Consider the following 24,950-nt stretch of genomic DNA (forward strand, 5'->3'; position numbering starts at 1 on the left):
AGGCGCCGGGCAAGGCGCACTTAGCGACCATGTTCATCCAGACCGAAGTCACGCCGAACCCGGACGTCCTGAAGTTCCTGCCCGGCCGCGAGGTGTCGCCCCAGGCGGTGCGCGACTACCGCACCATCGACGAGGCCGCGGGCGCCGCAGGTTCGCCGCTGGCCGAGGCTCTGTTCGAGCTTGAAGGCGTCGAGGCCGTCTTCCTGGGCGCCGACTATGTCTCGGTGACGCGCAAGCCCGACGGCCCGGATTGGAGCGCCATCAAGGCGCCGGTGCTGTCGACGATGATGGACCATTTCGTTTCGGGCCGTCCGACCCTTCGTGGTGATGCGGTCGCTGAGGACACGGCTCAGGACAGCGAGATCGTGACCGAGATCAAAGGCCTTTTGGACAGCCGCATCCGCCCGGCGGTGGCTCAGGACGGCGGCGACATCCTGTTCGATTCCTTCGACGAGGCCACGGGCGTGCTGTCTCTGCGCATGCGCGGCGCCTGCGCCGGCTGCCCGTCGTCTTCGGCCACGCTCAAGGCCGGGGTCGAGCAGATGATGCGCCACTACATCCCCGAAGTGACCAGCGTCGAACAGACGATCTGATCCGCTGAAACGATTTCGCATGGCCTGAGGCGGCCGTGCGCGGCATGATCGGTCATGGCTCGATTCAATCCCGACGCTGACGCCATCGCCTTGGGCGCCGCCCTGGCCGAGCTTCGTCGTGCGCGCGGCTTCAGCCAGGCGGAGGCCGGCGCGCGCTGCGGTCTGACCAGCCAGGGCTGGGGGCTGTACGAGGCGGGCCGTCGGCAGGGCCTTTATCGACCCGATGTCCAGAAGCGGCTGACGGCGGCGCTGGACGCCACCACCGAAGACCTGGCCCTGACCGCGGCGCGCTCCGATGGGGCGGCGCCGCCCGAGCCCGCAACCGGCGTGCAGGCCAAGGGCCGCGCGTTCGAGGAGGCTTCCACGGTCCGACGCGAACGCCTGCGGCTGTCGAGCGACGACCTGGCGCCCTGGGCCGCATCGGGCGTGGTGCTGGAATACGAGATCGGCCGCTGGCCCCGCAGGGGTCAGGGCTGCGTCGTTCGCACGCTCGACGGGGCCCAGCGGGTGCGGCTGTTCGATCAGGCCGACGCCGATCATCTGATCCTGCTTGCGTCCGCGGACGGCGCGCGCCGCGAGACGCTGGCGCGGGCGGAGGTGGCCGAGGTCTCGGCGGTCACCGCAAGGCTGGATGCGGAATGAAACGAAAAGGTTGTAATGCGGGTCGTTTCATGAAACGGTGCGGCTCTCAACCTGGAGACGCCCATGCCCAATCGCGCCCGCATCGCCGACTCGATCGACGCCCATGTAGCGGAGCGGATTCTGGAGCGGCGTCAGGCGCTGGGCTTGTCGCAGTCGGCCTTGGCCGAGCGGCTGGGCGTCAGCTTCCAGCAGCTTCAGAAATACGAGTCCGGCCAGAACCGTGTCTCGGCCTCGCGGCTGCACCGATTGGCGGCGGCCCTGGGCTGTGGCGTCGAATCCTTCTTCCCGCCGATGGGCGCGGACATGGGCCCGCCGCCGCCGCTCGATCCGCTGAACCGCGTGCCCGATCCTCAGGTTCGGCGCGCGCTGCGCGAGCTGGTCGAGGTCCTGGCGGCCTGATCCGCACGGGCGGGGAGGCGGCGTCATGCGGCTGATGGTGATCGACACGGCGCTGGGCGCCTGCACGGCGGCCGTGTTTGAGGATGACCAGCCTCTGGCCGTCCGCCAGGAGGTGATGAGCAAGGGCCATCAGGAACGGCTGGGCGGTCTGGCGCGCGACGCGATGGCGGCGTCTGGCCTGACCTTCGACGACCTGGACCGGATTGGCGTCACCGTCGGGCCTGGCTCCTTCACCGGCTTGCGGGTCGGGCTGGCCTTCGCTCTCGGCCTGGGCGCCGCGCTGGATCGCCCCGTGGTCGGCGTCTCGGCCCTGGACGCCCTGGCGGCGGACGGCGGCTCCGGCCTGGTGCTGGCGGCCATCGATGCGCGGCGGGGCCAGGTCTATGCGCGCCTGTTCCGCGACGGCCGCCCGCTGGACGAGGCCCGCGCCCTCAGCCTGGACGAGGCCCGCGCCGCCATCGCGCTTGAGCGGCTGGCCGACGAACCTGTGCGCCTGATCGGCTCCGGCGCCGCCCTGCTGGTCCAGGACGACTGCGACATCGACGACCGCCCTGCGCCTTCGCCTGAGGCGCTGGCCCGCCTGACGCAGGCCGCCTCGGCGGACGAGCCGGCGCGACCCCTGTATCTGCGCGCGCCCGACGCCACGCCGCCCAGCCGCAAGCCGGGCGCGCCCCGCGTTCGCGTGACATGAGCCAATCGGCCGCAGCGACCCTGGCGGCCCTGCACGCCGAGGCCTTCGACGCGCCCTGGTCGGCCGAAGCCTTTGCCGACCTGCTGGCGCAGCCTGGCGTGGCCGCCGAGGTCGAGGTCGACGGCTTCGTTCTGGTCCGCGTGGTCGCCGACGAAGCGGAAATCCTGACCCTGGCGGTCCGCCCGGCGGCGCGTCGGGCCGGGCTGGGGCTGACCTTGGTGCAGCGCGCGGCCGTGGCGGCGACCGCGCTGGGGGCCGAGCGGCTGTTCCTGGAGGTAGCCGAGGACAACGCCGGCGCCCGCGCCCTTTACGCCCGCGCGGGCTTCGAGGCGGCTGGGCGACGAAAGGCCTATTATGCGCGTCGGGACGGGCCTGCCGCCGACGCCCTTATTCTCACTCTCAACTTGCCCGCGCGGCTTCCCAGGGCGTGATCGTCCGCCTATTGTCCCGCTCCATGGATCGGATCGAAAAACTCTGCGTCGAACGCGGCATGCGCATGACCGAACAGCGTCGGGTGATCGCCCGCGTTCTGTCGTCCGCCGAGGACCACCCGGATGTCGAGGAGCTGTACCGTCGCGCCTCGGCTATCGATCCGCACATCTCCATCGCCACCGTCTATCGCACCGTGCGCCTGTTCGAAGAGGCGGGCGTGGTCGAGAAGCACGACTTCGGCGACGGGCGCAGCCGCTATGAAGAGGCCGGCGACGACCACCACGACCACCTGATCGACACCAAGACGGGCGAGGTCATCGAATTCTTCGACGCCGAGATCGAGCGGCTGAAGACCGAGATCGCCCAGCGTCTGGGCTTTGAACTGGTCGGCCACAAGCTCGAGCTTTACGGCAAGGCCATCCCCGGCGCGTCGCCCGAGGACCGCGAAGGGCTGATCTATCGCCGCCAGGCCGCGACCGTGGACCCCGACAAGATCGAGGTGTGAGGCCGCCGCCGCCTTGCCCACGCCCGTTTCGGCGACCATAAGCCGGACATGAGCGACACCCTTGCACACCCGAAGGCCGGGCAGGCGACCAAGCGTCTGTTCATCAAGACCTACGGTTGCCAGATGAACGTCTATGACAGCGAGCGCATGGCCGATGTGCTGCGCCCGCTGGGCTATGCGCCGACCGAGACGCCGGACGACGCCGACTTCGTCATCCTGAACACCTGCCATATCCGCGAGAAGGCGGCCGAGAAGGTCTATTCCGAACTGGGCAAGCTGCGGGTGCTCAAGGAGGCGCGCGGCGAGGCGGGGCAGGGGGGCATGACCATCGCCGTCGCCGGCTGCGTGGCTCAGGCCGAGGGCGAAGAGATCATGCGCCGCCAGCCGGCGGTCGACCTGGTCGTCGGCCCCCAGGCCTATCACCAGCTGCCCGAACTGCTGACACGCACGGCGCGGGCGCGTGGCGAGCGCATCGGCGCGGACTTCGCCCCCGTCGACAAGTTCGACGCCCTGCCGGCCGCGCGCGGCGGCGACGGCGTGACGGCCTTCCTGACGGTGCAGGAAGGCTGCGACAAGTTCTGCACCTTCTGCGTGGTGCCCTATACGCGCGGCGCGGAATGGTCGCGGCCGGTCGCCGCCGTCCTGAACGAAGCGCGAGCCCTGGCCGATCGCGGGGTGCGCGAACTGACCCTGCTGGGCCAGAACGTCAACGCCTATGACGGTGAGGGCGCGGATGGAAACCCGTCCACCCTGGCGCGACTGGCCTATGCACTGGCCGACATCCCCGGCATCGACCGCATCCGCTATACGACCAGCCACCCCAACGACATGTCGGACGACCTGATCGCCGCCCATGCCGAGCTGGACGCCCTGATGCCCTATCTGCACCTGCCGGTGCAGTCGGGGTCCGACCGCCTGCTGCGCCTGATGAACCGCAAGCACGGGCGCCAGAAGTATTTCGACCTGATCGAGCGCATCCGCGCGGCGCGGCCCGACATGGCGCTGTCGGGCGACTTCATCGTCGGCTTCCCCGGCGAGACGGATCGCGATTTCGAGGACACGATGGATCTGGTCCGGCGCGTGCGCTACGCCTCGGCCTTCAGCTTCATCTATTCGCCCCGGCCCGGCACGCCGGCGGCCACCATGGCGGCGCAGGTCGCGCCCGAGGTCGCCAAGGCGAGGCTGCACACGCTTCAGGCCCTGCTGCTGGAGCAGCAGACGGCCTTCAACCAGAGCCAGGCCGGGCGCATCCTGCCGGTGCTGTTCGAGAAGAAGGGCCGCCACGGCGCCCAGGCCATCGGCCGCTCGCCCTATCTGCAGTCGGTTCACGTCGACGACGCGGATCATCTTATCGGTCAGATCGTTCCGGTCGAGATCGTCAGCGGCCAGCAGAACAGCCTGGCGGGACGGCTCATACATTCACAGGCGGCGCACCTCCAGCAGCGAGGCGCCGTCAGCCAGGCGATCGGGGCCCCCTTAAGAAGCGAGGCTCCGTGAGCCGCGCGGTAGGGAACAACTGATCCATGGCGAGAGAGTCCGAGTTTCTGGCGCTGGACGACATGGCGCTGCGCGCCGTCATCGGGCCGAACAGCCGCCACGTCGCCCTGATCGAGGACGCCTTCAAGGTGCTGGTGGAGACGCCCGGCGGCGGGGTGTCGATCAATGGCTCGGCGCGCGATCGCGCTCAGGCCAAGCGCGTCATCGAAACCCTGGCCCAGCGCGCCGAGACGGGCGCAGAGATCACCGAGGCCGATGTGCGCACCGCCGTCGGCGCCGCCATGTCCCAGCCGCGACCGGGCCAGGGATCGAGCGCCAAGTCGGTCGCCGACACGCCCGCCCTGCCGGTGGGCCGACGCGGCGCCATCGCACCCAAGACCGCCGCTCAGGCCCGCTATCTGGAAATGCTGGGCCGCTGCGAACTGACCTTCGGCGTCGGGCCGGCGGGCACGGGCAAGACCTTCCTGGCGGCCGCCTATGGCGCCTCTCTTCTGCGACGGGGACAGGTGGACCGGCTGGTCATCACCCGCCCGGCCGTCGAGGCGGGCGAGAAGCTGGGCTTCCTGCCCGGCGACCTGAACGAGAAGGTCGACCCCTATCTGGCCCCCATCTGGGAGGCGCTGAACGACATCCTCGGCGTCGATGACGTCCGTCGCCGGCGCGAGAAGGGCGAGATAGAAGCCGCCCCCATCGCCTTCATGCGCGGCCGCACGCTCAGCCATGCCTTCGTCATCATCGACGAGGCCCAGAACCTGACCCGCCTTCAGATGAAGATGGTGCTGACCCGCCTGGGCGAGGGCGCACGCATGGTGGTCACGGGCGACCCGTCGCAGATCGACCTGCTGAACCCGCGCGATTCGGGCCTGCGCCATGCGCTGCGCATCCTGGAGAAGGTCGAGGGTGTTGGCGTCCAGGCCTTCAAGGCCGAGGATGTGGTGCGCCACGCCTTGGTCGAGCGGATCGTGCGCGCCTACGACGCCGACGCCGCCAGCTACCGCGCGGCGCCCGAGCTCGACGCGCCCGCATGATCGAAGTCGAGGTCGAGGACGAGGCTTGGCGCGCCATCGACGCGGTCGAGGCCATAGTCGAGCGCGCGGCCCAGGCGGCGCTGGGGACCGTCCAGGGGGACGTCGTCGTGCTGCTGACCGACGACGCGGCCGTGGCCGAGATCAATGGCCGGTTCCGCGACAAGGATCGGCCGACGAACGTGCTGTCGTTTCCTGCGCCCGACAGCGCCCGGCCGCATCTGGGCGACCTGATCCTGGCGTCTGGCGTCTGCGCCGCCGAGGCGGCTGCTCAGGGCAAGAGTCTGGCCGATCATCTGACGCACCTGACCGTCCACGGCGTGCTGCATCTGCTGGGCAGCGACCACGAGGACGATGCCGAGGCCGAGGCCATGGAGGCCGAGGAGCGCACGATCCTGGCCGCGCTCGGCGTGGCCGATCCCTATGCGGTGGAGCCTGACTGAAATGCTGGACCGCGTGCTGACCGGCCGGTGGAGCCGGATTGCGCTGGCGCTGCTGGCGGGGGCGGGCATGGCGTTCGCCCACCCGCCGTTCGGCGTGCTGCCGGGCCTGTTAAGCTATCCGCTGCTGATGCTGCTGGCCGAGCGGTCGGGGCGTATGCGCGGCGGCTTCTGGGTCGGCTGGCTGGCCGGCTTCGCCTATTTCTTCATCGGCTGCTGGTGGGTGGCCGAGGCCTTCTTCGTCAATCCCGAACAGGCCTGGATGGCGCCCTTCGCCGCCAGCCTTCTGCCCATGGGGCTGGGACTGTTCTTCGGGGCGGCGACGGCGCTGTATCGCCGGTTCGCGCCTGCGGGCGCGCGCCGCGCGCTGGTGTTCGCCGCCCTGTTTTGCCTGCTGGAGTGGCTGCGCGGCCATGTGTTGACGGGCTTTCCCTGGAACCCTGCGGGCGCGGCCTGGGCGGCCGGCGGGGCCATGTCGCAGTTCGCCTCGGTGGTCGGCGTCTATGGGCTGAGCCTCGTGACCGTCGGGGCCTTCGCCGCCTTCGGCGTGGTGTTCGACGCCGCAGCTCGGCCTCGGCGTGCGGCGGTGGCCGGCCTTGGCGCGGCCGCGCTCGCGGCCCTGTTCGTCTTCGGCCAGGCGCGGCTGTCGGCTGCGGTCGTCGCGCCGTCCCAGACCACCATCCGCATCGTCCAGGCCAATGTCGATCAGGAGTCCAAATGGACGCCCGAGGCCTATCGCGGCATCGTCGACCGCTATGTCGCTCTGACCGCGCAACCGGGCGCCGTGACCCCCGACGTGGTGATCTGGCCCGAGGGCGCCCTGCCGGCCACAGCCAACCAGGTCTTCTCCGGCCCTGACGCCGATCTGATCGCCGGCGCGCTGACGCCCGGCCAGACCCTGCTGATCGGCCTGGGCCGCGGCGAGCCGGACCCCACGGCCGAGGACGGCGCGCGCTATTTCAACAGCCTGTTCGCGCTGGAGCGTCTGCCCGAGGGCGGCATGCGCATCGCGGCCGTCTACGACAAGCACCGGCTGGTGCCGTTCGGCGAATATCTGCCGCTGGGCGCGCTGATGAGCCGGCTCGGCGTGCGGAGCCTGGTGCACGTGCCGTCCGACTTCTCGGCCGGACCGACGCCGGCTCCGATCCGCCTGCCCAACGCCGCGCCGGTCCAGCCGCTGATCTGCTACGAAAGCCTATATCCAGGCTTCACGCCGAGCGCCGAGGGGCGCCCCGCCTGGATCGCCAATGTCTCCAACGACGCCTGGTTCGGCCGCACATCGGGGCCGCGCCAGCACCTGAACCTGGCCAGCTATCGCGCCATCGAGACCGGTCTGCCGGTCGCGCGCGCCACGCCCACGGGCATTTCTGCCCTCATCGATCCCTGGGGCCGCATCCTGGACAGCGAGCGGCTTGAGCCGGGCGAAGCGGGCGTGATCGACGCGCGCCTGCCGCGCGCAGCGACGGTGACGCCCTATGGTCGCTGGGGCGATGTCCTGTTCTGGATTCTTGTGGTTCTGTCGGCCGGCGTCGGGCTTCTCGGACGTTGGCGCGGACAAGGGGTCCGCACGACGTGACCTCATATTTCGCACCTGAAGAGAATTAACGTGACAGCCGTGCGCGAGCGGCGCATTTCTGCCGATCGCGATAACGAATTCGTGAGCGGGAACTAAAAAATGGCGAGAGGCGGCGGGCCCGACGGTCCCCATCCGGTCGATAAACACGTCGGCAGACGCGTTTGTGAAAAGCGCATCAGCCTTGGGTATAATCAGAGTGACCTGGGCCGCGCCCTAGGGCTGACCTTCCAGCAGATTCAGAAGTACGAAAAGGGCGCCAACCGCATCTCGGCGTCCAAGCTCTGGGACATCGCGCGCTTCTTCAAGGTCGATGTCAGTTACTTCTTCCAGGGGCTGACCGAGCAGGCTCAGGCGGGAATGGCCGAGGGCGACGCTCCGACGTTCGAGCATGACTTCCCCGCCACGCGCCATACGATCGAACTGGCCCGGCTTGCCCCTAGCCTGTCCGCCCGCCACCAGAAGCTGCTCCTGGACATGGCGCGCGAACTGGCTGGTCGCGACGCAGACGACGAGAACTGAGCCCTATTCTGTCTGGCGGCGCTGGCCGAAGGTCGGCGCGCGATCCTTCTGCTGGGCCCAATAGGTCGGGCCGTCATCCGGCTTGAACATGGTGCGCGGCGTGCCGTCGCGCGCCACGACCGCAAAGGTGTTGGTCGAGGCCTGGTAGATCAGGGTGTCCCCGTTCGGGCGCTTGACCGTTTCGGCGTCGCGCGGCGGCGAGACCGTGAAGGCCCACACCTTTGCCAGATAGTCGTCAGCAGACCGGGCGCCGAAGGCCGCGCCGTTTCGATCGTAAAGGCGCTGCACCTTTGCGTCGGCGGTCTCGCGCCGATTGGCCGTGACAGGCGGCTTTTCAGCCGGAGCGCCGTCAGACGTCTCCGGCGCAGTTGCGGCGACCAGTTGAACCGTGTCCGTCGCCGCCTCGGCGGTCCGGTCCCGGGTCTGAACCGCAGAGGCTCCGTTGTCGCATGCAGCGACCAGCATCGCGGCGCACGCCGCTGTAAGTGTGATGATCCGGCGCACTTCCCTCTCCCATAGAACAACCCGCCGGGAGCAACCTAAGCGGATCGTTCGGGTTCTTGCAATGTTCTTTTTTGCGCGGCTCGACCGAAACGATGCGGGCGGCTAGAGGACGCGCATGGCCCAGCCTGACCTGAGCGCGCGCAAGATCCTCCTGATCGTCGGCGGCGGCATCGCCGCCTACAAGGCGCTGGAGCTGATCCGCCTGATCCGCAAGGCGGGCGGCGAGGTGCGGGTTGTGCTGACGACCGGCGGCGCGGAGTTCGTGACCCCGCTGTCGCTGGCCGCCCTGTCCGGCCACCCGGTGCGCCAGGCCCTGTTCGCGCCCGACGAAGAAACCACCATGGGCCATATCGAACTTTCGCGCTGGGCCGATCTGGTGGTCGTGGCGCCGGCGACGGCGGGCCTGATCGCCAAGGCGGCCAACGGCATGGCCGACGACCTGGCCTCGACCACGCTTCTGGCCACCGACAAGCGGGTGCTGATGGCCCCGGCCATGAATGTGCGGATGTGGACCCATCCGGCGGTCCAGGCCAACGTCGAGCGCCTGTCCGGCTTCGAGGGCTTTCACGGCGTGCGCTGGGTCGGGCCGGACGACGGCGAGATGGCGTGCGGCGAATACGGTCCGGGCCGCATGGCCGAGCCGGCGGCGATCCTTCAGGCCATTGGCGACCTGCTGGCTGGCGAGGCCGCGCGACCCCTGGCCGGCCGCCGCGCGGTGGTGACGGCCGGCCCCACCTTCGAGCCCATCGATCCGGTGCGCGGCCTGACCAACCGCTCCAGCGGCAAGCAGGGCTACGCCATCGCCTCGGCCCTGGCCGCCTTGGGCGCCGAGGTCACCCTGGTGTCCGGCCCCACCGCCCTGCCGGCGCCCGTCGGGGTGACGCGGGTGGATGTCGAGACGGCGGCTCAGATGAAGGCTGCGGTTCACGCTGCGCTTCCGGCCGACATCGCGGTGATGAGCGCCGCCGTCGCCGACTGGCGCGTCGACGGCGTGGCGTCCGGCAAGATCAAGAAGGCGCCGGGCGGTCCGCCCACCCTGGCCCTGATCGAAAACCCCGACATTCTGGCGGGCGTTTCCGCCCCCGGCTCGCACCGACCCGCCCTGGTCATCGGCTTCGCCGCCGAGACGGCGGACCTGGAGGCCAACGCCCGCGCCAAGCTGTCCCGCAAGGGCTGCGACTGGATCGTGGGCAACGACGTGTCCGACGACGTCTTCGGCGCCGAGGGCAATCAGGTCATCCTGTTCACCCGCGAGGGTCAGGCCGAACCCTGGCCGCGCCAGTCCAAGACCGAGGTCGCGCGCCAGTTGGCCGACCGTGTCGCCCGCCATTTCGAGACCCGTTGATGAGCACTGTCCGCTTTCTGCGCCTGCCCCACGCCGAGGGCCTGGCCTTGCCGGCCTATGAGACCGCCGGTTCGGCCGGGATGGACCTGCGCGCAGCGGTGGCCGAGGACGCGCCGCTGACGCTAGAGCCCGGCCAGCGCGCCCTGATCCCCACGGGTCTGAAGATGGCGCTTGAGCCCGGCTTCGAGGCCCAGGTGCGCCCGCGCTCTGGCCTGGCGCTGAAGCACGGCGTCACCTGCCTGAACACGCCCGGCACCATCGACGCCGACTATCGCGGCGAGGTGGGCGTCATCCTGATCAATCTGGGCCATGAGCCTTTCGTCGTCCGCCGGGGCGAGCGCATCGCCCAGATGGTCGTCGCCCGCGTCGAACAGGCCGCGCCGGTCGAGGTCGACAGCCTGGACGACACCGCGCGCGGCGCGGGCGGCTTCGGCTCCACGGGGCGCTAGAAAGCGACAAAAGGCCTTGCGGGGGCCGGGGCCTTTCCCATATCCGAGCCAACCCGGAGAAACCCCGCAAATCGTGGGGCCATCCATAGTCAGACCTAAGCTTTTCAACCCCCTGGGGGCGGTCAAGCGCGGCGCTTCCTTCGAAGGCCGCCGCATCGCCCGCCGAACGGAGAGACAGAGACACCCATGGCCAAGATCATCGGCATCGACCTGGGCACCACCAACTCGTGCGTGGCCGTCATGGACGGCAAGAATCCCAAGGTCATCGAGAACGCGGAAGGCAACCGCACGACCCCTTCGGTCGTCGCCATCCAGGACGGCGGCGAAGTGCTGGTCGGCCAGCCGGCCAAGCGCCAGGCGGTGACCAACCCGACCAACACCTTCTTCGCCATCAAGCGCCTGATCGGCCGCAACTTCACCGATCCCGTGGTGGCCAAGGACAAGGGCATGGTGCCCTATGAGATCGTCAAGGGCCCGACCGGCGACGCCTGGGTGAAGGCCCACGGCAAGGACTATTCGCCCCAGCAGGTCTCGGCCTACATCCTGGGCAAGATGAAGGAGGCCGCCGAGGCCTATCTGGGTGAAAAGGTCACCCAGGCCGTCATCACCGTTCCCGCCTATTTCAACGACGCCCAGCGTCAGGCCACCAAGGACGCCGGCAAGATCGCGGGCCTGGAAGTCCTGCGCATCATCAACGAGCCCACCGCGGCGGCGCTCGCCTATGGCCTGGACAAGAACGACGGTCAGAAGATCGCGGTCTATGACCTGGGCGGCGGCACCTTCGACGTTTCGATCCTGGAGATCGGCGACGGCGTGTTCGAGGTGAAGTCGACCAACGGCGACACCTTCCTGGGCGGCGAGGACTTCGACCTGCGTCTGGTCGACTACCTGGCCGACGAGTTCAAGAAGGAGCAGGGCGTCGACCTGCGCTCGGACAAGCTGGCCCTGCAGCGCCTGAAGGAAGAGGCCGAAAAGGCCAAGAAGGAGCTGTCCTCGACCACCCAGTACGAGGTCAACCTGCCGTTCATCACCATGAACGCCTCGGGCCCGCTGCACCTGAACATCAAGCTGTCGCGCGCCAAGCTGGAAGCCCTGGTCGAAGACCTGGTCCAGCGCACCATCGAGCCCTGCAAGAAGGCCCTGGCCGACGCCGGGCTGAAGGCTTCGGACATCGATGAGGTGGTCCTGGTCGGCGGCATGACCCGCATGCCCAAGGTCGTGGAGGCCGTGAAGGCCTTCTTCGGCAAGGAGCCGCACAAGGGCGTGAACCCTGACGAGGTCGTGGCCCTGGGCGCCGCCGTTCAGGCGGGCGTTCTGCAAGGCGACGTCAAGGACGTGCTGCTGCTGGACGTGACCCCGTTGACCTTGGGCATCGAAACCCTGGGCGGTGTCTTCACCCCGCTGATCGAGCGCAACACGACGATCCCGACCAAGAAGAGCCAGGTCTTCTCGACCGCCGATGACAACCAGTCGGCCGTGACCATCCGGGTCTTCCAGGGCGAGCGTCCCATGGCGGCCGACAACAAGGTGCTGGGTCAGTTCGACCTGATGGGCATTCCGCCGGCGCCACGCGGCATGCCGCAGATCGAGGTCGCCTTCGACATCGACGCCAACGGCATCGTGCACGTCACCGCCAAGGACAAGGCCACGAACAAGGAACAGTCGATCCGCATCCAGGCGAACGGCGGCCTGTCGGACGCCGACATCGACAAGATGGTCAAGGAAGCCGAAGCCAACGCCGAGGCCGACAAGACCCGCAAGGAGCTGGTCGAGGCCCAGAACTCGGCCGACGCCCTGATCCACTCGACCGAAAAAGCCCTGGCCGACCACGGCGACAAGGTCGACGAGGCCACCAAGGCCGGCATCCAGTCCGCCCTCGACGATCTGAAGGCGGCCAAGGAAGGCTCGGACCCCGAGGCCCTGCGCGAGAAGACCAACACCCTGGCCCAGGCCTCGATGAAACTGGGCGAGGCCATGTATGCGGCTCAGCAGGGTCAGGCCGAGGGCGGCGACGCCCCTGAAGCCCCGACCGCCGAGGACGGCGTGGTCGACGCCGAGTTCGAGGAAGTCTCGGACTCCGACGACAAGAAGAGCGCCTGAAAGACACAGGCCGACTGAAAACCGCGACCCCCGCTTGCCTTCGCGAGCGGGGGTTCGTTTCATAAAACTTGCATCAATGACCCGGGCGCCCATGTCAGCCGGGTCGATCCGGCGAGGCGATCTTCCTTCAAGAGAGGACGCGGCCGGCGGGAAGTTCAGAGGATCCACGCCTGATGGCGACGCGTGATTATTACGAAATTCTGGAGGTCGAGCGCACCATCGATGCGCCGGGCCTGAAGTCCGCCTACCGCAAGCTGGCGATGAAGCACCACCCGGACCGCAACGGCGGTTCGGAAGAGTCCATGGCGCGCTTCAAGGAGATTTCCGAGGCCTACACCGTCCTTTCGGACGAGCAGAAGCGGGCCGCTTACGACCGCTTCGGCCATGCGGGCGTCAACGGCCAGGCCGGCGGCGGCAACCCGTTCGGCCAGGGCGCCGGCTTCCACGACATCAACGACATCTTCTCCCAGGTGTTCGGCGATGCGTTCGGCGACGCCTTCGGCGGACGCGGCGGCGGCCGGGGCCAGCAGGGCGGCCCGCGTCGCGGCTCGGACCTGCGCTACGATCTCGAGATCACCCTGGAGCAGGCTTACAAGGGCGCCGACGTCGAGATCACGGTGCCCGCCACCCTGACCTGCGACGTATGCGACGGCTCGGGCGCCAAGCCGGGGGCCAAGGCCTCGACCTGCCAGACCTGCCAGGGCGCGGGCCGCATCCGTCAGGCGAACGGCTTCTTCCAGGTTGAACGCACCTGCCCGACCTGCGGCGGCGCCGGCTCACGCATCGCCGCCGCCGACGTCTGCACCGGCTGTCACGGCCACGGCCAGGTCCGCAAGACCCGCACCCTGTCGCTCAAGGTGCCGGCCGGCGTGGACGACGGCTCGCGCATCCGCCTGACGGGCGAGGGCGACGCCGGCCAGCGCGGTGGTCCGCGCGGCGACCTCTATGTCTTCCTGTCGGTCCGCTCGCACGAGTTGTTCGAGCGGGACAATCTGGACCTGCTGGTCACCGTCCCGGTCACCATGACGACGGCGGCCCTAGGCGGCGTGATCGAGGCGCCCTGCCTGGTGTCCGAGGCCTGCGACGGCCAGTGCAAGGCCCAGGTCCAGGTCCCCGCCGGCGCTCAGACCGGCAAGACGGTTCGCATTCGCGGCAAGGGCATGCCCCACCTGAACGGCCGTCAGCGCGGCGACCTGGTGGTCGAGCTGTTCGTCGAAACGCCGACCGACCTGACCGCCCGTCAGAAGGAACTGCTGGAGGAGCTGGCGGGATCGCTCGGCGACACCCAGACGCCGCGCAACACCTCCTTCACCGGCAAGGCCAAGCGGTTCTGGGCCGATATTCTGGGCGGCGAAACCGCGCAATAACGACCTTCGGGGGGAGGCCTGAATGAGCGAACTGTTCCACGTCGGCATATCGGGCGCGCGCGGCCGCATGGGCCGGGCCGTTTCCCAGGTGCTGGACGCGCGTGAAGACGTCGTCGTCGCCGCCCGCTACGACTGGGGCGAGACGCCGGACCTCAGCCTATGCGACGTGGTCATCGACTTCTCCACGCCCGAGGCGTCCGTAGCGCTGGCCAGGCAGGCGGCGGAGCGCGGCGGGCCGGCCCTGGTGATCGGCTCCACCGGCCTGACGCCCGAGCAGGAGGCCGAGATCGAAAAGGCCGCCGAAACCGTCGCCATCGTGCGCAGCGGCAACTTCTCCCTGGGCGTGAATATGCTGATCGGCCTGGTCGAGCACGCGGCCCTGCGTCTGGACGCGCGCGACTGGGACATCGAAATCCTTGAGACCCATCACCGCCGCAAGGTCGACGCCCCTTCGGGCACCGCCCTGATGCTGGGCGAGGCGGCGGCGGCGGGGCGCGGGGCCGACCTGGCCGAACTGCGCAGCGCGCCCTACGACGGCATCACCGGCGAGCGCGAGACGGGCAAGATCGGCTTCGCGGCCCTGCGCGCAGGCGGCGTGGTGGGCGATCACACCGTCATGTTCGCGTCCGAGGATGAAGTGCTGACCCTGTCGCACTCGGCCATCGACCGCAGCCTGTTCGCCAAGGGCGCGGTCGCCGCCGCCGCCTGGGTGCGCAGCCGCCAGCCGGGCCTCTACGACATGCAGGACGTGCTGGGCTTCCGACAGGCCTGACGCCTCCGAAACGCAAGGCATGGCCTGAAAGCGCCGCAGCCTCTATATGCGCCTCTTCCCCTCGAAGACGCGCGTTAGACCGACCATGGCCAGCCTGAAACAGATCCGCTCGACCTTCCTCGACTATTTCGCGGCCGACGGGCACGCCAAGGTCCACTCCGCGCCCCTGGTGCCGCAGAACGACCCGACGCTGATGTTCGTCAACGCGGGCATGGTGCCGTTCAAGGACTACTTCACCGGCGCGGCCACGCCGCCCTATCCGCGCGCCACCTCCAGCCAGAAATGCGTGCGCGCCGGCGGCAAGCACAACGACCTGGACAACGTCGGCTACACCGCGCGCCACCTGACCTTCTTCGAGATGCTGGGGAACTTCTCCTTCGGCGACTATTTCAAGGAACACGCGATCGACAGCGCGTGGAAACTGGTCACCAAGGACTTCGGCCTGGATCCCAAGCGCCTGCTGGTCACCGTCTACATCGACGACGATGAGGCCGCCGCGATCTGGAAGAAGGTCACGGGCTTCTCGGACGACAAGATCATCCGCATCGCCGGTTCGGACAACTTCTGGGCCATGGGCGACAGCGGCCCCTGCGGCCCCTGCACCGAAATCTTCTGGGACTACGGCGACCACGTTCCCGGCGGCCCTCCGGGTTCGCCCGACGAGGACGGCGACCGGTTTGTGGAGATCTGGAACAACGTCTTCATGCAGTTCGAGAAGGAGAACGACGAGATCGTCCGTTCCCTGCCCAAGCCCTCGGTCGACACCGGCATGGGTCTGGAGCGCATGACCTCGGTGCTTCAGGGCAAGAACTCGGTGTTCGACACCGACCTGTTCCAGACCCTGATCGCGGCGTCCGAGGACGCGACCTCGACCAAGGCGGAAGGCGCGCAGGCCGCCAGCCACCGCGTCATCGCCGACCACCTGCGCTCGTCGTCCTTCCTGATCGCCGACGGCGTGACCCCGTCCAACGAAGGCCGAGGCTATGTCCTACGGCGCATCATGCGCCGCGCCATGCGCCACGCGCACCTGTTGGGCGCGTCTGACCCGCTGATGCACCGCCTGGTGCCGACCCTGGTCGACGAGATGGGCGAGGCCTTCCCCGAGCTGAAGCGCGCTCAGGCCTTTGTCGAGGACACGCTGAAGCAGGAAGAGATCCGATTCCGCACCACGCTGGGCCGCGGCATGGGCCTGCTGGAAGACGCAACGCGCGACCTGGCCGAGGGCGGCATGATCGCCGGCCAGACCGCCTTCAGCCTCTATGACACCTACGGCTTCCCGCTGGACCTGACCCAGGACGAGGCGCGCCGTCGCGGCTTCACCGTCGACATCGAAGGCTTCGACGCGGCCATGGCCGAGCAGAAGCAACGCGGCAAGGCCAACTGGAAGGGCTCGGGACAGACCGCCAACGCCGGCGAATGGCTGGCCCTGCGCGATCGCCTGGGGCCGACGGTCTTCACCGGCTATGACGGCGTCGACGGCTCGGGCGAGGTTCTGGCCCTGGTCCACGACGGCCAGCCGGCGGATCGCGTCGAGACCGGCCAGACCGCCGAGGTCGTGTTGGACCAGACCCCCTTCTACGGCGAGGGCGGCGGCCAGGCCGGCGATCAGGGCGAGGTCGAATGGGTGGATTCTAGAGGTCTTGGCGGTTCGGGAACCGTGCTGGACGTCCAGAAGCACGGCGGCGACCTGTACGCCCACCAGATCGAGGTGACGGCCGGCACGCTCGAAATCGGGACCCGCGTCCAGCTGCGCGTGAAGCCGGACGCCCGCGTCACCACCCGCGCCAATCACTCGGCCGCCCACTTGGTGCACGCCGCGCTCAAGAACGTGCTCGGCCCGCACGTGGCCCAGAAAGGCCAACTGGTCGACGCCGAGCGCATGCGCTTCGACTTCAGCCACAACGCCCCGGTCACTGAGGACGAGCTGGCCCGCATCGAGGACGAGGTGAACGCGGTCATCCGCCAGAACCTGCCGGCCCAGACCAAGCTGATGTCGCCGGAAGCCGCCATCGAGGCCGGCGCCGTGGCCCTGTTCGGCGAGAAATACGGCGACGAAGTACGCGTGCTGACGCTCGGCAAGGCGCTGACCGGCGAGGGCGATTACTCGGTCGAACTGTGCGGCGGCACCCATGTGGCCCGCACCGGCGACATCGCCCTGTTCAAGATCGTGTCGGAGACCGGCATCGCCGCCGGCGTGCGCCGCATCGAGGCCCTGACGGGCGAGGCCGCGCGCCAGTATCTGCTGGGCCAGGCCAATGTCGCTCGCAAGCTGGCGCAGGGCTTCAAGATCCAGCCCGCCGACGTGCCGGCCCGCGTCGAAGCCCTGTCGGGCTCGGTGCGCACGCTGGAGAAGCAGGTCGCCGACCTGAAGAAGCAGCTGGCGCTGGGCGGCGGTTCAGGCGGAGGCGCTGCGCCTGAAGAGATCAACGGCGTCAAGCTGATCGCCCGCGTCCTGGACGGCGTGGACGGCAAGGGCCTGCGCGGCGTGGCCGAGGACTTCCGCAAACAGGTCGGTTCGGGCGTCGTCGCCCTGATCGGCGTGTCGGACGGCAAGGCGGCGGTCACGGTCGCGGCGACCTCCGACATGGCAGGCAAGGTCAATGCGGCCGACCTGGCGCGCGCGGCCGTCATGGCCATGGGCGGGCAGGGCGCAGGCGGCAAGCCCGACTTCGCCCAAGGCGGTGCGCCGGACGGCGCCAAGGCCGAGGCCGGCTTGCAGGCCGTCCGCGACGCCCTGAACGCCTAGTCCAGACCGTTGGGCGTCAGGTCCACGGCGGCCAGCTTCCAGCCGAACAGGCCGCGTCGCTCCAGCAGCAGGGCGATGCGGTCGTCGGGCCGGTCCTCGCGCCACAGGGTGACGGCGAAGGTGTTCAGGTCGCGATAGCCCCAGGCCTGGCGCACGCGGCGGCCGGGCTCGCGCGCGGCTTCGGGCTCGGCCTCGACGGGGCGGACGGCGTCGGCGGGTTCGGGTGCGCGGGCCTCCTGGACCATGAAGGCCACGGCGCGCGGCGTGACCAGGGCGTCCACCGCGCCTGACACCAGCGATGGCGCCAGCAGCATGCCCAGACCGCCCAGGCTGTCCGACAAGCGCGGGTCGTCGCGCATCTCCTGCGCCAGACGCCCCCCCAGCTCGTCCTTGAGGCTGTCCCGCAGCGACGGGAAGTCGACGTGCTGCTCCAGCCGCGCCTCGTCGCCGTCCTTGCCGGCCTGGATCACCGCGCGCGCGGTCAGGATCGGCGAGGCCAGCCAGACGGCGGCGAACAGGACCAGAAGGACGACGACCGCCCCGACGATGCGCTTGCGACCCATGAGCCCTCCCGGCCTTCGAATATCGTCATAAAATCAGAAAGGCCCGCCGGAGGCGATCCGGCGGGCCTGACGATTGGGTGATGGCTCAGCCCAGGTGGGGCAGGGCCTTGCGGAGGTTCTCCGACACCTTGTCGAGGAAGCCTTCGGTGGTCAGCCAGCTCTGCTGGTCGCCGACCAGAAGCGCCAGGTCCTTGGTCATGAAGCCCGACTCGACGGTGTCGACCACGACCTTCTCCAGCGTTTCGGCGAACTCGTTCAGCTCGGCGTTGCCGTCCAGCTTGGCGCGGTGCTTGAAGCCGCGGGTCCAGGCGAAGATCGAGGCGATCGAGTTGGTCGAGGTGGCCTCGCCCTTCTGATGCTGGCGATAGTGGCGGGTCACGGTGCCGTGGGCGGCTTCGGTCTCCATCACGCGGCCGTCGGGCGTCATCAGCACCGAGGTCATCAGGCCCAGCGAGCCGAAGCCCTGCGCCACCACGTCGGACTGCACGTCGCCGTCGTAGTTCTTGCACGCCCAGACGAAGCCGCCCGACCACTTGATGGCCGCGGCCACCATGTCGTCGATCAGGCGGTGCTCATAGGTCAGGCCGGCGGCCTTGAACTTGTCGGCGTATTCGGCGTCGAACACTTCCTGGAACAGGTCCTTGAAGCGGCCGTCATAGGCTTTCAGGATGGTGTTCTTGGTCGACAGATAGACCGGATAGTTGCGGTTCAGGCCATAGCTGAACGAAGCGCGCGCGAAGTCGCGGATCGAGTCGTCCAGATTGTACATGCCCATGGCCACGCCCGAGCCCGGCGACTTGAACACCTCGTGCTCGATCACCTGGCCGTCGTCGCCGACGAACTTGATCGACAGGGTGCCGGCGCCCGGCATCAGGAAGTCGGTGGCCTTGTACTGGTCGCCGAAGGCGTGACGGCCGACGACGATCGGCTGGGTCCAGCCGGGCACCAGGCGCGGCACGTTCGAGCAGATGATCGGCTCGCGGAAGACCACGCCGCCCAGGATGTTGCGGATGGTGCCGTTGGGCGACTTCCACATCTTCTTCAGGCCGAACTCGGCCACGCGGGCTTCGTCAGGGGTGATGGTGGCGCACTTCACGCCGACGCCGTGCTTCTGGATGGCGTGCGCGGCGTCGATCGTCACCTGGTCGTCGGTGGCGTCGCGGTGCTCCATGCCCAGGTCGTAATAGTCCAGCTCCAGGTCCAGGTACGGGAAGACCAGCTTGTCCTTGATCATCTGCCAGATGATCCGGGTCATCTCGTCGCCGTCGATGTCCGCGATGGGGTTTGCGACCTTGATCTTGGCCATGCGCTCTCTCTGTCTGTGGTCGGGAAGGAAAAGGGTGCGGGCGGTATAGCGAGGCCCGGCCCGGTGCGCAAAGCGGCCGGCCCCGCCACGGGCGAAAACCCGTCTTCAGCCCATCCCCGGCTCGATTTCCACCCCCGGCGGCAGGCCCAGCGCCTCGCGCAGCTCCTCGGGCTCCAGCCGCGCCATCTCCTCGTCCAGCGTCTCCAGCGGCCGCAGCGTGCCGTCGTCGCGCCAGAAGACCTCGGCCCACGCATGACCCGCCTCGCGCGCCCGCGCCCGGTCCCGGGCGGCGGCCTCGGCCCCCAGATGATCCGCCCGCCAGTGATACAGCCAAGGAAGGTGAAAGGTCGGCGCCAGGCTCAGCCGATCGTCCCGAGCCGCCTTCATCAGACATTCCGCCAGTTCGCGCGTGTCCTCCAACCGCCGGTCGAAGGCCTCGCGCTGGCGCTGTGCGTATCGCACCCAGCCCTCCACCGGCTCGACCGGCGGCGCCTCGCCCGTCCTCAGCCTGCGCCACCCCTCCGAGGCGCGCCGCCGCCACAGGTTCGCCAGTCCCACATCATACCGCAGCGCCAGCGACGCCCCCGTCTCGCCCCGCTCCCACGCCCGACGGATCTCGTGCCAGGTCTCTTCAGAGCGGATCTTGGGCTGACGGCGATACTCCATGGAGGAGAGGCGTAGCGGACGGGCGCGTCAGGATCGGACGTGGAGCGGGGTGGTCTTGGTACACCGATAGTGTTCTTGCCCATCGAACTCACCCGACCTTCCCCTGAGTGCGTGAAGCAGTGGCCAAGCGGAATCGGCTTGAATGATGATGCTCGGTCACGAAGCCTTGCGGGCGCCTAACTCACCCCAAATGTTCGCTTTACCGCCAGACCGGTTAGGAAAAGAAGTATTAATCCGCAAACGGACTGTATGGAAGCAAGTATCCGTACGATGGTTGTCTTTATTAGGGTTGCGTCGCTGCCTATACCTATTAGATTTCCGGTCCATTCGGATAAAAGTGTATTGTATGATTGATCAGAGTAACTTGCAGGAATTAAAAATTCTCGACCCCAAGCAGAAAATGGCCGGATTATCTGCCTAGCAGAAAATACTAACGACTCTACCGCTTGGTTCAGTCCAAAATCCCATGCCATGGCGTAGTACAGCGCGGAAAAGCCTAACCAAACAAACAAGACAAGGATTATCAATGGTCGAGATATGCTCTGGCCGTACAAGCTAAATAAGTCATAAGCACCAGATAAAATTCCTTCTAGAAGGGTCGCATTGGCATCAATGCGTTGTCGTCTTGCTCTCAATTCGTAAGTGTGAAAGCGACGCTCCTCCTTCGAGTTCCCAATCTTTTCAAACCTCTGCCTCAAGGCGTTGTAGGAGCGTTCGTAGTTGGAAAGGCGGCGGTTATGGTCACCGCGCCTCGCAGCCAAGGGGGCCTTAAGATCGCGCAAAAACCTTCTGGCAATTTCGTGTAGATGGACGAACGGCGCGGTATGCGTCTTCCACTCTAAGATGATATTTTGCCACGGCAGATTGCGCAATGCTTGGGAGTAGCTCGAAGCGGGCGGAACGATTTTGAACTCCGCGCCCCTAAAGCTTGTGTCCTCATGGAACTGGCACCCAAAGAACTTAGCCACACCTTCAAATTTTGCAGTTTCAAAATTTGCTGCCTCTAAGAACTGCCGAGCATCAAAATCAGCACAGACCTCATTCTGGTTTGGAAAAAACAGAGCGCCATGAAAATCGGCTTCGCCGACTTGCGAGTATTTCACGTCACTACTTACGTCGGCTCCACTACCGGTTCTAAAGTTTGCCCCTTTCTGGAAAACCGAGGAGCGAAAACGAAGCGCGCCAGGAAAACCACATCGACTGAACGACGCCTCTGCCCTAAACACCGAGCCGTTTGCAGATAGCTGTTCGTGAAATTGCGACCTCTCGAACAGGCAACTATCCTCAACGGATGACTGGTCTAAGTAAAAGCTCTTCACGTCTAGTTCTTGCGCGTGAAATAAGCCAGATATGATCGCTTTTCTTGCTGCAATTTCTGTGGATCTTATTCTCGACAAACGGAGGTTCATTACCCTCACGTTGTCTATGTTTATTTGCTCAACATCATTTGATATTAGAAATGATTTTGCGATCGCGCCAAACGCGTCGACCTTCTTCGCGCCCGCGCAACTAATATTGATATCCCTAGACGCGATGTTACGAGCGGATACTTCGTCGTAACTCCCCCCTATATCGAGGTCGTGGATGCGAGCATTGTCGATTATGATGCTACTGCTGACAATCCTCCGGGTGGTTGACTGCCGCGCGGTAAAGTTATTAACTTTGATCCGGCTGGCATTTACAGTTCCTTGTATTGAGAAGTCTCCGCCTACGCGGGCGTTAATGGCTACGGTAGATAGGCTGTCTCCAGAGGCAGTAAAATTCCCGTCAATGCACGATAGAGACGCATCTAAATGAGATGCATTAGGCAGTGCCAAATTGACAGAGCCTAGTATTAGTGTTCTGCTGAGATTTATCTTCGATCCGTGTGCAGCAATAGATAGATTAACGCTCCCTCGCATTAGGGCGTTTGCAATAATAACTTCCTGATTTCTACTTGACCCGGTTAGGGAATTTGAAAATGCGCACCACGACAGGTCGTTAGATAGGTTTGACAGCAAGTCAAGCGAATCTGATCCTATAAATGTTCCCGATATAGTCTTATTGAAGGACCATTTGTAATGATTTAGATCGCCTGCATTAATAAGTAGGAAGTGAGGGTTTATTTTTCCTTCCAAGTCGTGAGGCGGCATCCACTCTCTTGGCCATCGGCGACCTCCGAAATCTATTTTGTCAAAATAGGAATTTCTCTCCAAGAACGAGTTACGTCCTCCGAGGGAGAAGTCTTGCCTCCACCACTTTGTGAACCATCGGCGATAGCGCTTGTCGCTGGCAAAAAGTTCTACAAATACTGAAGCTGGCACCGGGCTTCCCCCTCTAATCGGAAGAGCCTAAAGTTGAGTCGGTGGAACCCGCAAGCATCTCCGGTCCCAGTTCATATTCGCTCGGACGCTCGCGTTGACGCTGTGCTCGCCTGATTAATCGGACCAGTAGCTCACCGCCCCTTCCTGAACCGCTCCGCCTTCTCGGCCGCCGCCTCTGCCCGCCACCGTTTCGGCGCGGACTTGTCGACCTCTTCGCCTGAGGCGGTGAGGGCCTCGTTGGCGAACTCCAGGTCGAGCAGCTTCATCTTCTTGATCTCGTCGCGCAGGCGGGCGGCCTGTTCGAACTCCAGGTTGGAGGCGGCCTCGCGCATTTTGGCCTCCAGGTCCCTGAGCGTGGCCTGGAAGTTGGAGCCGACGAAGGGTTTGGCGGCCTCGGCGACGCCGGGGCGGGTCAGGCGGTCCAGCTCGCGGCTCTCGTAGGGGCTCTCCAGAATCTCCTTGATGTCGCGGCGCACGCTTTCGGGCGTGATGCCGTGTTCGGCGTTGTAGGCCTGCTGCTTCTCGCGCCGGCGCTCGGTCTCGCCCATGGCGCGCTCCATCGAGCCGGTCATGCGGTCGGCGTACAGGATGACGCGGCCGTCGACGTTGCGCGCAGCCCGTCCAATGGTTTGGACCAGCGAGGTCTCGGACCGCAGGAAGCCCTCCTTGTCGGCGTCCAGGATGGCGACCAGGCCGCACTCGGGAATGTCCAGCCCCTCGCGCAGCAGGTTGATGCCGATCAGGCAGTCGAAGGTCCCCAGGCGCAGGTCGCGCAGGATCTCGATCCGCTCCAGGGTGTCGACGTCGGAGTGCATGTAGCGCACGCGCACCCCCTGTTCGTGCATATATTCGGTCAGATCCTCGGCCATCTTCTTGGTCAGGGTGGTGACCAGGGAGCGATAGCCGCGCGCGGTGGTGGCCTTCACCTCGTCGATGACGTCGTCGACCTGGTTGCGGGTCTTGCCCGAGACGGGGCGCACCTCGACCGGCGGGTCGATCAGGCCGGTGGGGCGGATGACCTGTTCGACGAAGACGCCGCCGGTCTGCTCCATCTCCCACTTGCCGGGCGTGGCCGAGACGTGGACCGTCTGGGGCCGCATGGCGTTCCACTCGTCGAACTTGAGCGGGCGGTTGTCGATGCAGCTGGGCAGGCGGAAGCCGTACTCCGCCAGCGTCGACTTGCGGCGGTAGTCGCCCCGGTACATGCCGCCGATCTGGCCCACGGTGACGTGGCTCTCGTCCACGAACAGCAGGGCGTTGTCGGGGATGTATTCGAAGAAGGTGGGCGGCGGCTCGCCGGGGCTGCGCCCGGTCAGCCAGCGGCTGTAGTTCTCGATGCCGGCGCACGAGCCTGTGGCCTCCATCATCTCCAGATCGAAGCGGGTGCGCTGTTCCAGGCGCTGGGCCTCCAAGAGCTTGCCGTTCTCGACCATCCAGTCGAGCGTCTCCTTCAGCTCGGCCTTGATGCCGGTCATGGCCTGGTTGAGCGTCGGGCGCGGCGTGACATAGTGGCTGGCGGCGTAGACGGTGACCTCGTCCAGATCGACGGTCTTCTTGCCGGTCAGGGGGTCGAACTCCTGGATCGCCTCGATCTCGTCGCCGAACAGGCTGATGCGCCAGGCGCGGTCCTCAAGGTGGACGGGGAAGATCTCCAGCGTGTCGCCGCGCTTCCTGAACATGCCGCGCTCGAACGTCATGTCGTTGCGCTTGTACTGCAGCGCGATCAGGTCGGCCCGCAGCTTCGCCTCGTCGATCTGATCGCCCGCCTTCAGCGTGAAGGTCATGGCGGTGTAGGTCTCGACCGACCCGATGCCGTAGATGCAGCTGACCGACGCCACCACGATCACATCGTCCCGCTCCAAAATCGCCCGCGTCGCCGAGTGGCGCATCCGGTCGATCTGCTCGTTTATCGAGCTATCCTTTTCGATGTAAGTGTCTGTTCTTGGTACATAAGCTTCGGGTTGATAGTAGTCGTAGTAGCTGACGAAATACTCGACCGCATTGTCCGGAAAGAAGCTCTTGAACTCGCTGTACAGCTGAGCCGCCAGCGTCTTGTTCGGCGCCAGGATCAGGGCGGGGCGCTGGGTCTGTTCGATCACCTTGGCCATGGTGAAGGTCTTGCCCGAGCCGGTGACGCCCAGCAGCACCTGATCGCGCTCTCCCGCCCCGGCCTGTTCGACCAATTCGGCGATGGCGGCGGGCTGGTCCCCGGCGGGGGTGTAGGTCGTCTGCAGCCGGAACTTCTGGCGCTTCTTGTCCAGCGCGCGAGACGGTCGGTGCGGCACCCAGTCCGTCGGCGCGCCGGGCGCCTCCTCGGGCGTCAGGCGCGGACCGGTGACCGGCGCGAACATCGGCATATGAGGCGTCTTGGGAGCGGCCCTGGCGCTGTTGCCCTCGTCGTCGCGCAGAAAGGCGGCCGGAGCCTCGGCCACCTTGCCGGGCACGTGCACGGGCTTGGTCAGACGGGGCGCGGAGCCCTTCGGAGCAGAAGAACGGTTCATGAACACAAT

At 66.8% G+C, this 24,950-nt stretch carries 23 protein-coding genes; 17 read left to right on the forward strand and 6 right to left on the reverse strand.

Annotated elements, in window-relative coordinates:
- Positions 1-29: 29 nt before the first annotated feature.
- The 11 genes from ACK4I0_RS02930 to ACK4I0_RS02980 all read left to right on the forward strand — a co-directional run bounded on the left by ACK4I0_RS02930 (position 30) and on the right by ACK4I0_RS02980 (position 8,319).
- On the forward strand, positions 30-593 hold the full coding sequence (locus ACK4I0_RS02930) for a NifU family protein (protein ID WP_409607830.1): 564 nt from the start codon (positions 30-32) through the stop codon (positions 591-593).
- 54 nt (positions 594-647) lie between these two features.
- On the forward strand, positions 648-1,235 hold the full coding sequence (locus ACK4I0_RS02935; RefSeq protein WP_409607832.1) for a helix-turn-helix domain-containing protein: 588 nt from the start codon (positions 648-650) through the stop codon (positions 1,233-1,235).
- A 63-nt stretch (positions 1,236-1,298) separates the two neighbouring features.
- On the forward strand, positions 1,299-1,634 hold the full coding sequence (locus ACK4I0_RS02940) for a helix-turn-helix domain-containing protein (RefSeq protein WP_409607834.1): 336 nt from the start codon (positions 1,299-1,301) through the stop codon (positions 1,632-1,634).
- 25 nt (positions 1,635-1,659) lie between these two features.
- Positions 1,660-2,325 carry a tRNA (adenosine(37)-N6)-threonylcarbamoyltransferase complex dimerization subunit type 1 TsaB gene (gene tsaB, locus ACK4I0_RS02945; RefSeq protein ID WP_409607836.1) on the forward strand — a complete coding sequence of 222 codons (666 nt, stop codon included), beginning with the start codon at positions 1,660-1,662 and terminating at the stop codon, positions 2,323-2,325.
- The gene (locus ACK4I0_RS02950) at positions 2,322-2,756 is read left to right on the forward strand and encodes a GNAT family N-acetyltransferase (RefSeq protein ID WP_409607838.1); all 435 of its coding nucleotides are present in this window, start codon (positions 2,322-2,324) and stop codon (positions 2,754-2,756) included. Before tsaB ends, ACK4I0_RS02950 begins: the two co-directional genes overlap by 4 nt.
- Positions 2,757-2,779: 23 nt before the next feature.
- Entirely contained in the window at positions 2,780-3,262 is a 483-nt protein-coding gene (locus tag ACK4I0_RS02955) for a Fur family transcriptional regulator (protein WP_409607840.1), read from the forward strand.
- Between the two features lie 48 nt (positions 3,263-3,310).
- Positions 3,311-4,759, forward strand: coding sequence for a tRNA (N6-isopentenyl adenosine(37)-C2)-methylthiotransferase MiaB (miaB, locus tag ACK4I0_RS02960; protein ID WP_409607842.1), 1,449 nt, complete (start codon positions 3,311-3,313; stop codon positions 4,757-4,759).
- Positions 4,760-4,785: 26 nt separating this feature from the next.
- Positions 4,786-5,787 (forward strand): PhoH family protein, encoded by a 1,002-nt coding sequence (locus ACK4I0_RS02965; protein ID WP_409607844.1) that lies wholly within the window; start codon positions 4,786-4,788, stop codon positions 5,785-5,787.
- On the forward strand, positions 5,784-6,227 hold the full coding sequence (gene ybeY / locus ACK4I0_RS02970; RefSeq protein WP_409607846.1) for an rRNA maturation RNase YbeY: 444 nt from the start codon (positions 5,784-5,786) through the stop codon (positions 6,225-6,227). The genes ACK4I0_RS02965 and ybeY overlap by 4 nt, the downstream gene beginning before the upstream one ends.
- A gap of 1 nt (position 6,228) precedes the next feature.
- Entirely contained in the window at positions 6,229-7,800 is a 1,572-nt protein-coding gene (gene lnt, locus ACK4I0_RS02975) for an apolipoprotein N-acyltransferase (RefSeq protein WP_409607848.1), read from the forward strand.
- Between the two features lie 99 nt (positions 7,801-7,899).
- Positions 7,900-8,319: a helix-turn-helix domain-containing protein gene (locus tag ACK4I0_RS02980; protein WP_409607850.1), complete on the forward strand. Its 420-nt coding sequence runs from the start codon at positions 7,900-7,902 to the stop codon at positions 8,317-8,319.
- A gap of 3 nt (positions 8,320-8,322) precedes the next feature.
- On the opposite strand, the gene ACK4I0_RS02985 is transcribed toward ACK4I0_RS02980, so the two are convergent.
- Positions 8,323-8,823 carry an S-type pyocin family protein gene (locus ACK4I0_RS02985; protein ID WP_409607852.1) on the reverse strand — a complete coding sequence of 167 codons (501 nt, stop codon included), beginning with the start codon at positions 8,821-8,823 and terminating at the stop codon, positions 8,323-8,325.
- Between the two features lie 115 nt (positions 8,824-8,938).
- On the opposite strand from ACK4I0_RS02985, the gene coaBC reads away from it, so the two are divergent.
- The 6 genes from coaBC (at position 8,939) to alaS (ending at position 17,602) form a co-directional block, all read left to right on the forward strand.
- The gene (gene coaBC, locus ACK4I0_RS02990) at positions 8,939-10,168 is read left to right on the forward strand and encodes a bifunctional phosphopantothenoylcysteine decarboxylase/phosphopantothenate--cysteine ligase CoaBC (RefSeq protein ID WP_409607854.1); all 1,230 of its coding nucleotides are present in this window, start codon (positions 8,939-8,941) and stop codon (positions 10,166-10,168) included.
- On the forward strand, positions 10,168-10,617 hold the full coding sequence (gene dut / locus ACK4I0_RS02995) for a dUTP diphosphatase (RefSeq protein ID WP_409607856.1): 450 nt from the start codon (positions 10,168-10,170) through the stop codon (positions 10,615-10,617). The genes coaBC and dut overlap by 1 nt, the downstream gene beginning before the upstream one ends.
- Positions 10,618-10,803: 186 nt before the next feature.
- The gene (dnaK, locus tag ACK4I0_RS03000; RefSeq protein WP_409607858.1) at positions 10,804-12,717 is read left to right on the forward strand and encodes a molecular chaperone DnaK; all 1,914 of its coding nucleotides are present in this window, start codon (positions 10,804-10,806) and stop codon (positions 12,715-12,717) included.
- Between the two features lie 173 nt (positions 12,718-12,890).
- Entirely contained in the window at positions 12,891-14,084 is a 1,194-nt protein-coding gene (dnaJ, locus tag ACK4I0_RS03005; protein WP_135061955.1) for a molecular chaperone DnaJ, read from the forward strand.
- 22 nt (positions 14,085-14,106) lie between these two features.
- On the forward strand, positions 14,107-14,856 hold the full coding sequence (gene dapB / locus ACK4I0_RS03010) for a 4-hydroxy-tetrahydrodipicolinate reductase (RefSeq protein WP_409607861.1): 750 nt from the start codon (positions 14,107-14,109) through the stop codon (positions 14,854-14,856).
- Between the two features lie 85 nt (positions 14,857-14,941).
- Positions 14,942-17,602 carry an alanine--tRNA ligase gene (gene alaS / locus ACK4I0_RS03015; RefSeq protein ID WP_409607863.1) on the forward strand — a complete coding sequence of 887 codons (2,661 nt, stop codon included), beginning with the start codon at positions 14,942-14,944 and terminating at the stop codon, positions 17,600-17,602.
- On the opposite strand, the gene ACK4I0_RS03020 is transcribed toward alaS, so the two are convergent.
- The 5 genes from ACK4I0_RS03020 to uvrB all read right to left on the reverse strand — a co-directional run bounded on the left by ACK4I0_RS03020 (position 17,599) and on the right by uvrB (position 24,941).
- Positions 17,599-18,165 (reverse strand): DUF2939 domain-containing protein, encoded by a 567-nt coding sequence (locus ACK4I0_RS03020; protein ID WP_409607865.1) that lies wholly within the window; start codon positions 18,163-18,165, stop codon positions 17,599-17,601. The genes alaS and ACK4I0_RS03020 overlap by 4 nt on opposite strands.
- Before the next feature lie 85 nt (positions 18,166-18,250).
- The gene (locus ACK4I0_RS03025) at positions 18,251-19,471 is read right to left on the reverse strand and encodes an NADP-dependent isocitrate dehydrogenase (RefSeq protein ID WP_409607867.1); all 1,221 of its coding nucleotides are present in this window, start codon (positions 19,469-19,471) and stop codon (positions 18,251-18,253) included.
- A gap of 105 nt (positions 19,472-19,576) precedes the next feature.
- Entirely contained in the window at positions 19,577-20,137 is a 561-nt protein-coding gene (locus ACK4I0_RS03030; RefSeq protein WP_409607869.1) for a hypothetical protein, read from the reverse strand.
- Positions 20,138-20,313: 176 nt separating this feature from the next.
- Entirely contained in the window at positions 20,314-22,269 is a 1,956-nt protein-coding gene (locus tag ACK4I0_RS03035) for a hypothetical protein (RefSeq protein WP_409607871.1), read from the reverse strand.
- A gap of 302 nt (positions 22,270-22,571) precedes the next feature.
- Positions 22,572-24,941 carry an excinuclease ABC subunit UvrB gene (uvrB, locus tag ACK4I0_RS03040; protein ID WP_409607873.1) on the reverse strand — a complete coding sequence of 790 codons (2,370 nt, stop codon included), beginning with the start codon at positions 24,939-24,941 and terminating at the stop codon, positions 22,572-22,574.
- Positions 24,942-24,950: the final 9 nt, after the last annotated feature.

Source organism: Brevundimonas sp., assembly GCF_046295775.1.
GTDB lineage: Bacteria > Pseudomonadota > Alphaproteobacteria > Caulobacterales > Caulobacteraceae > Brevundimonas.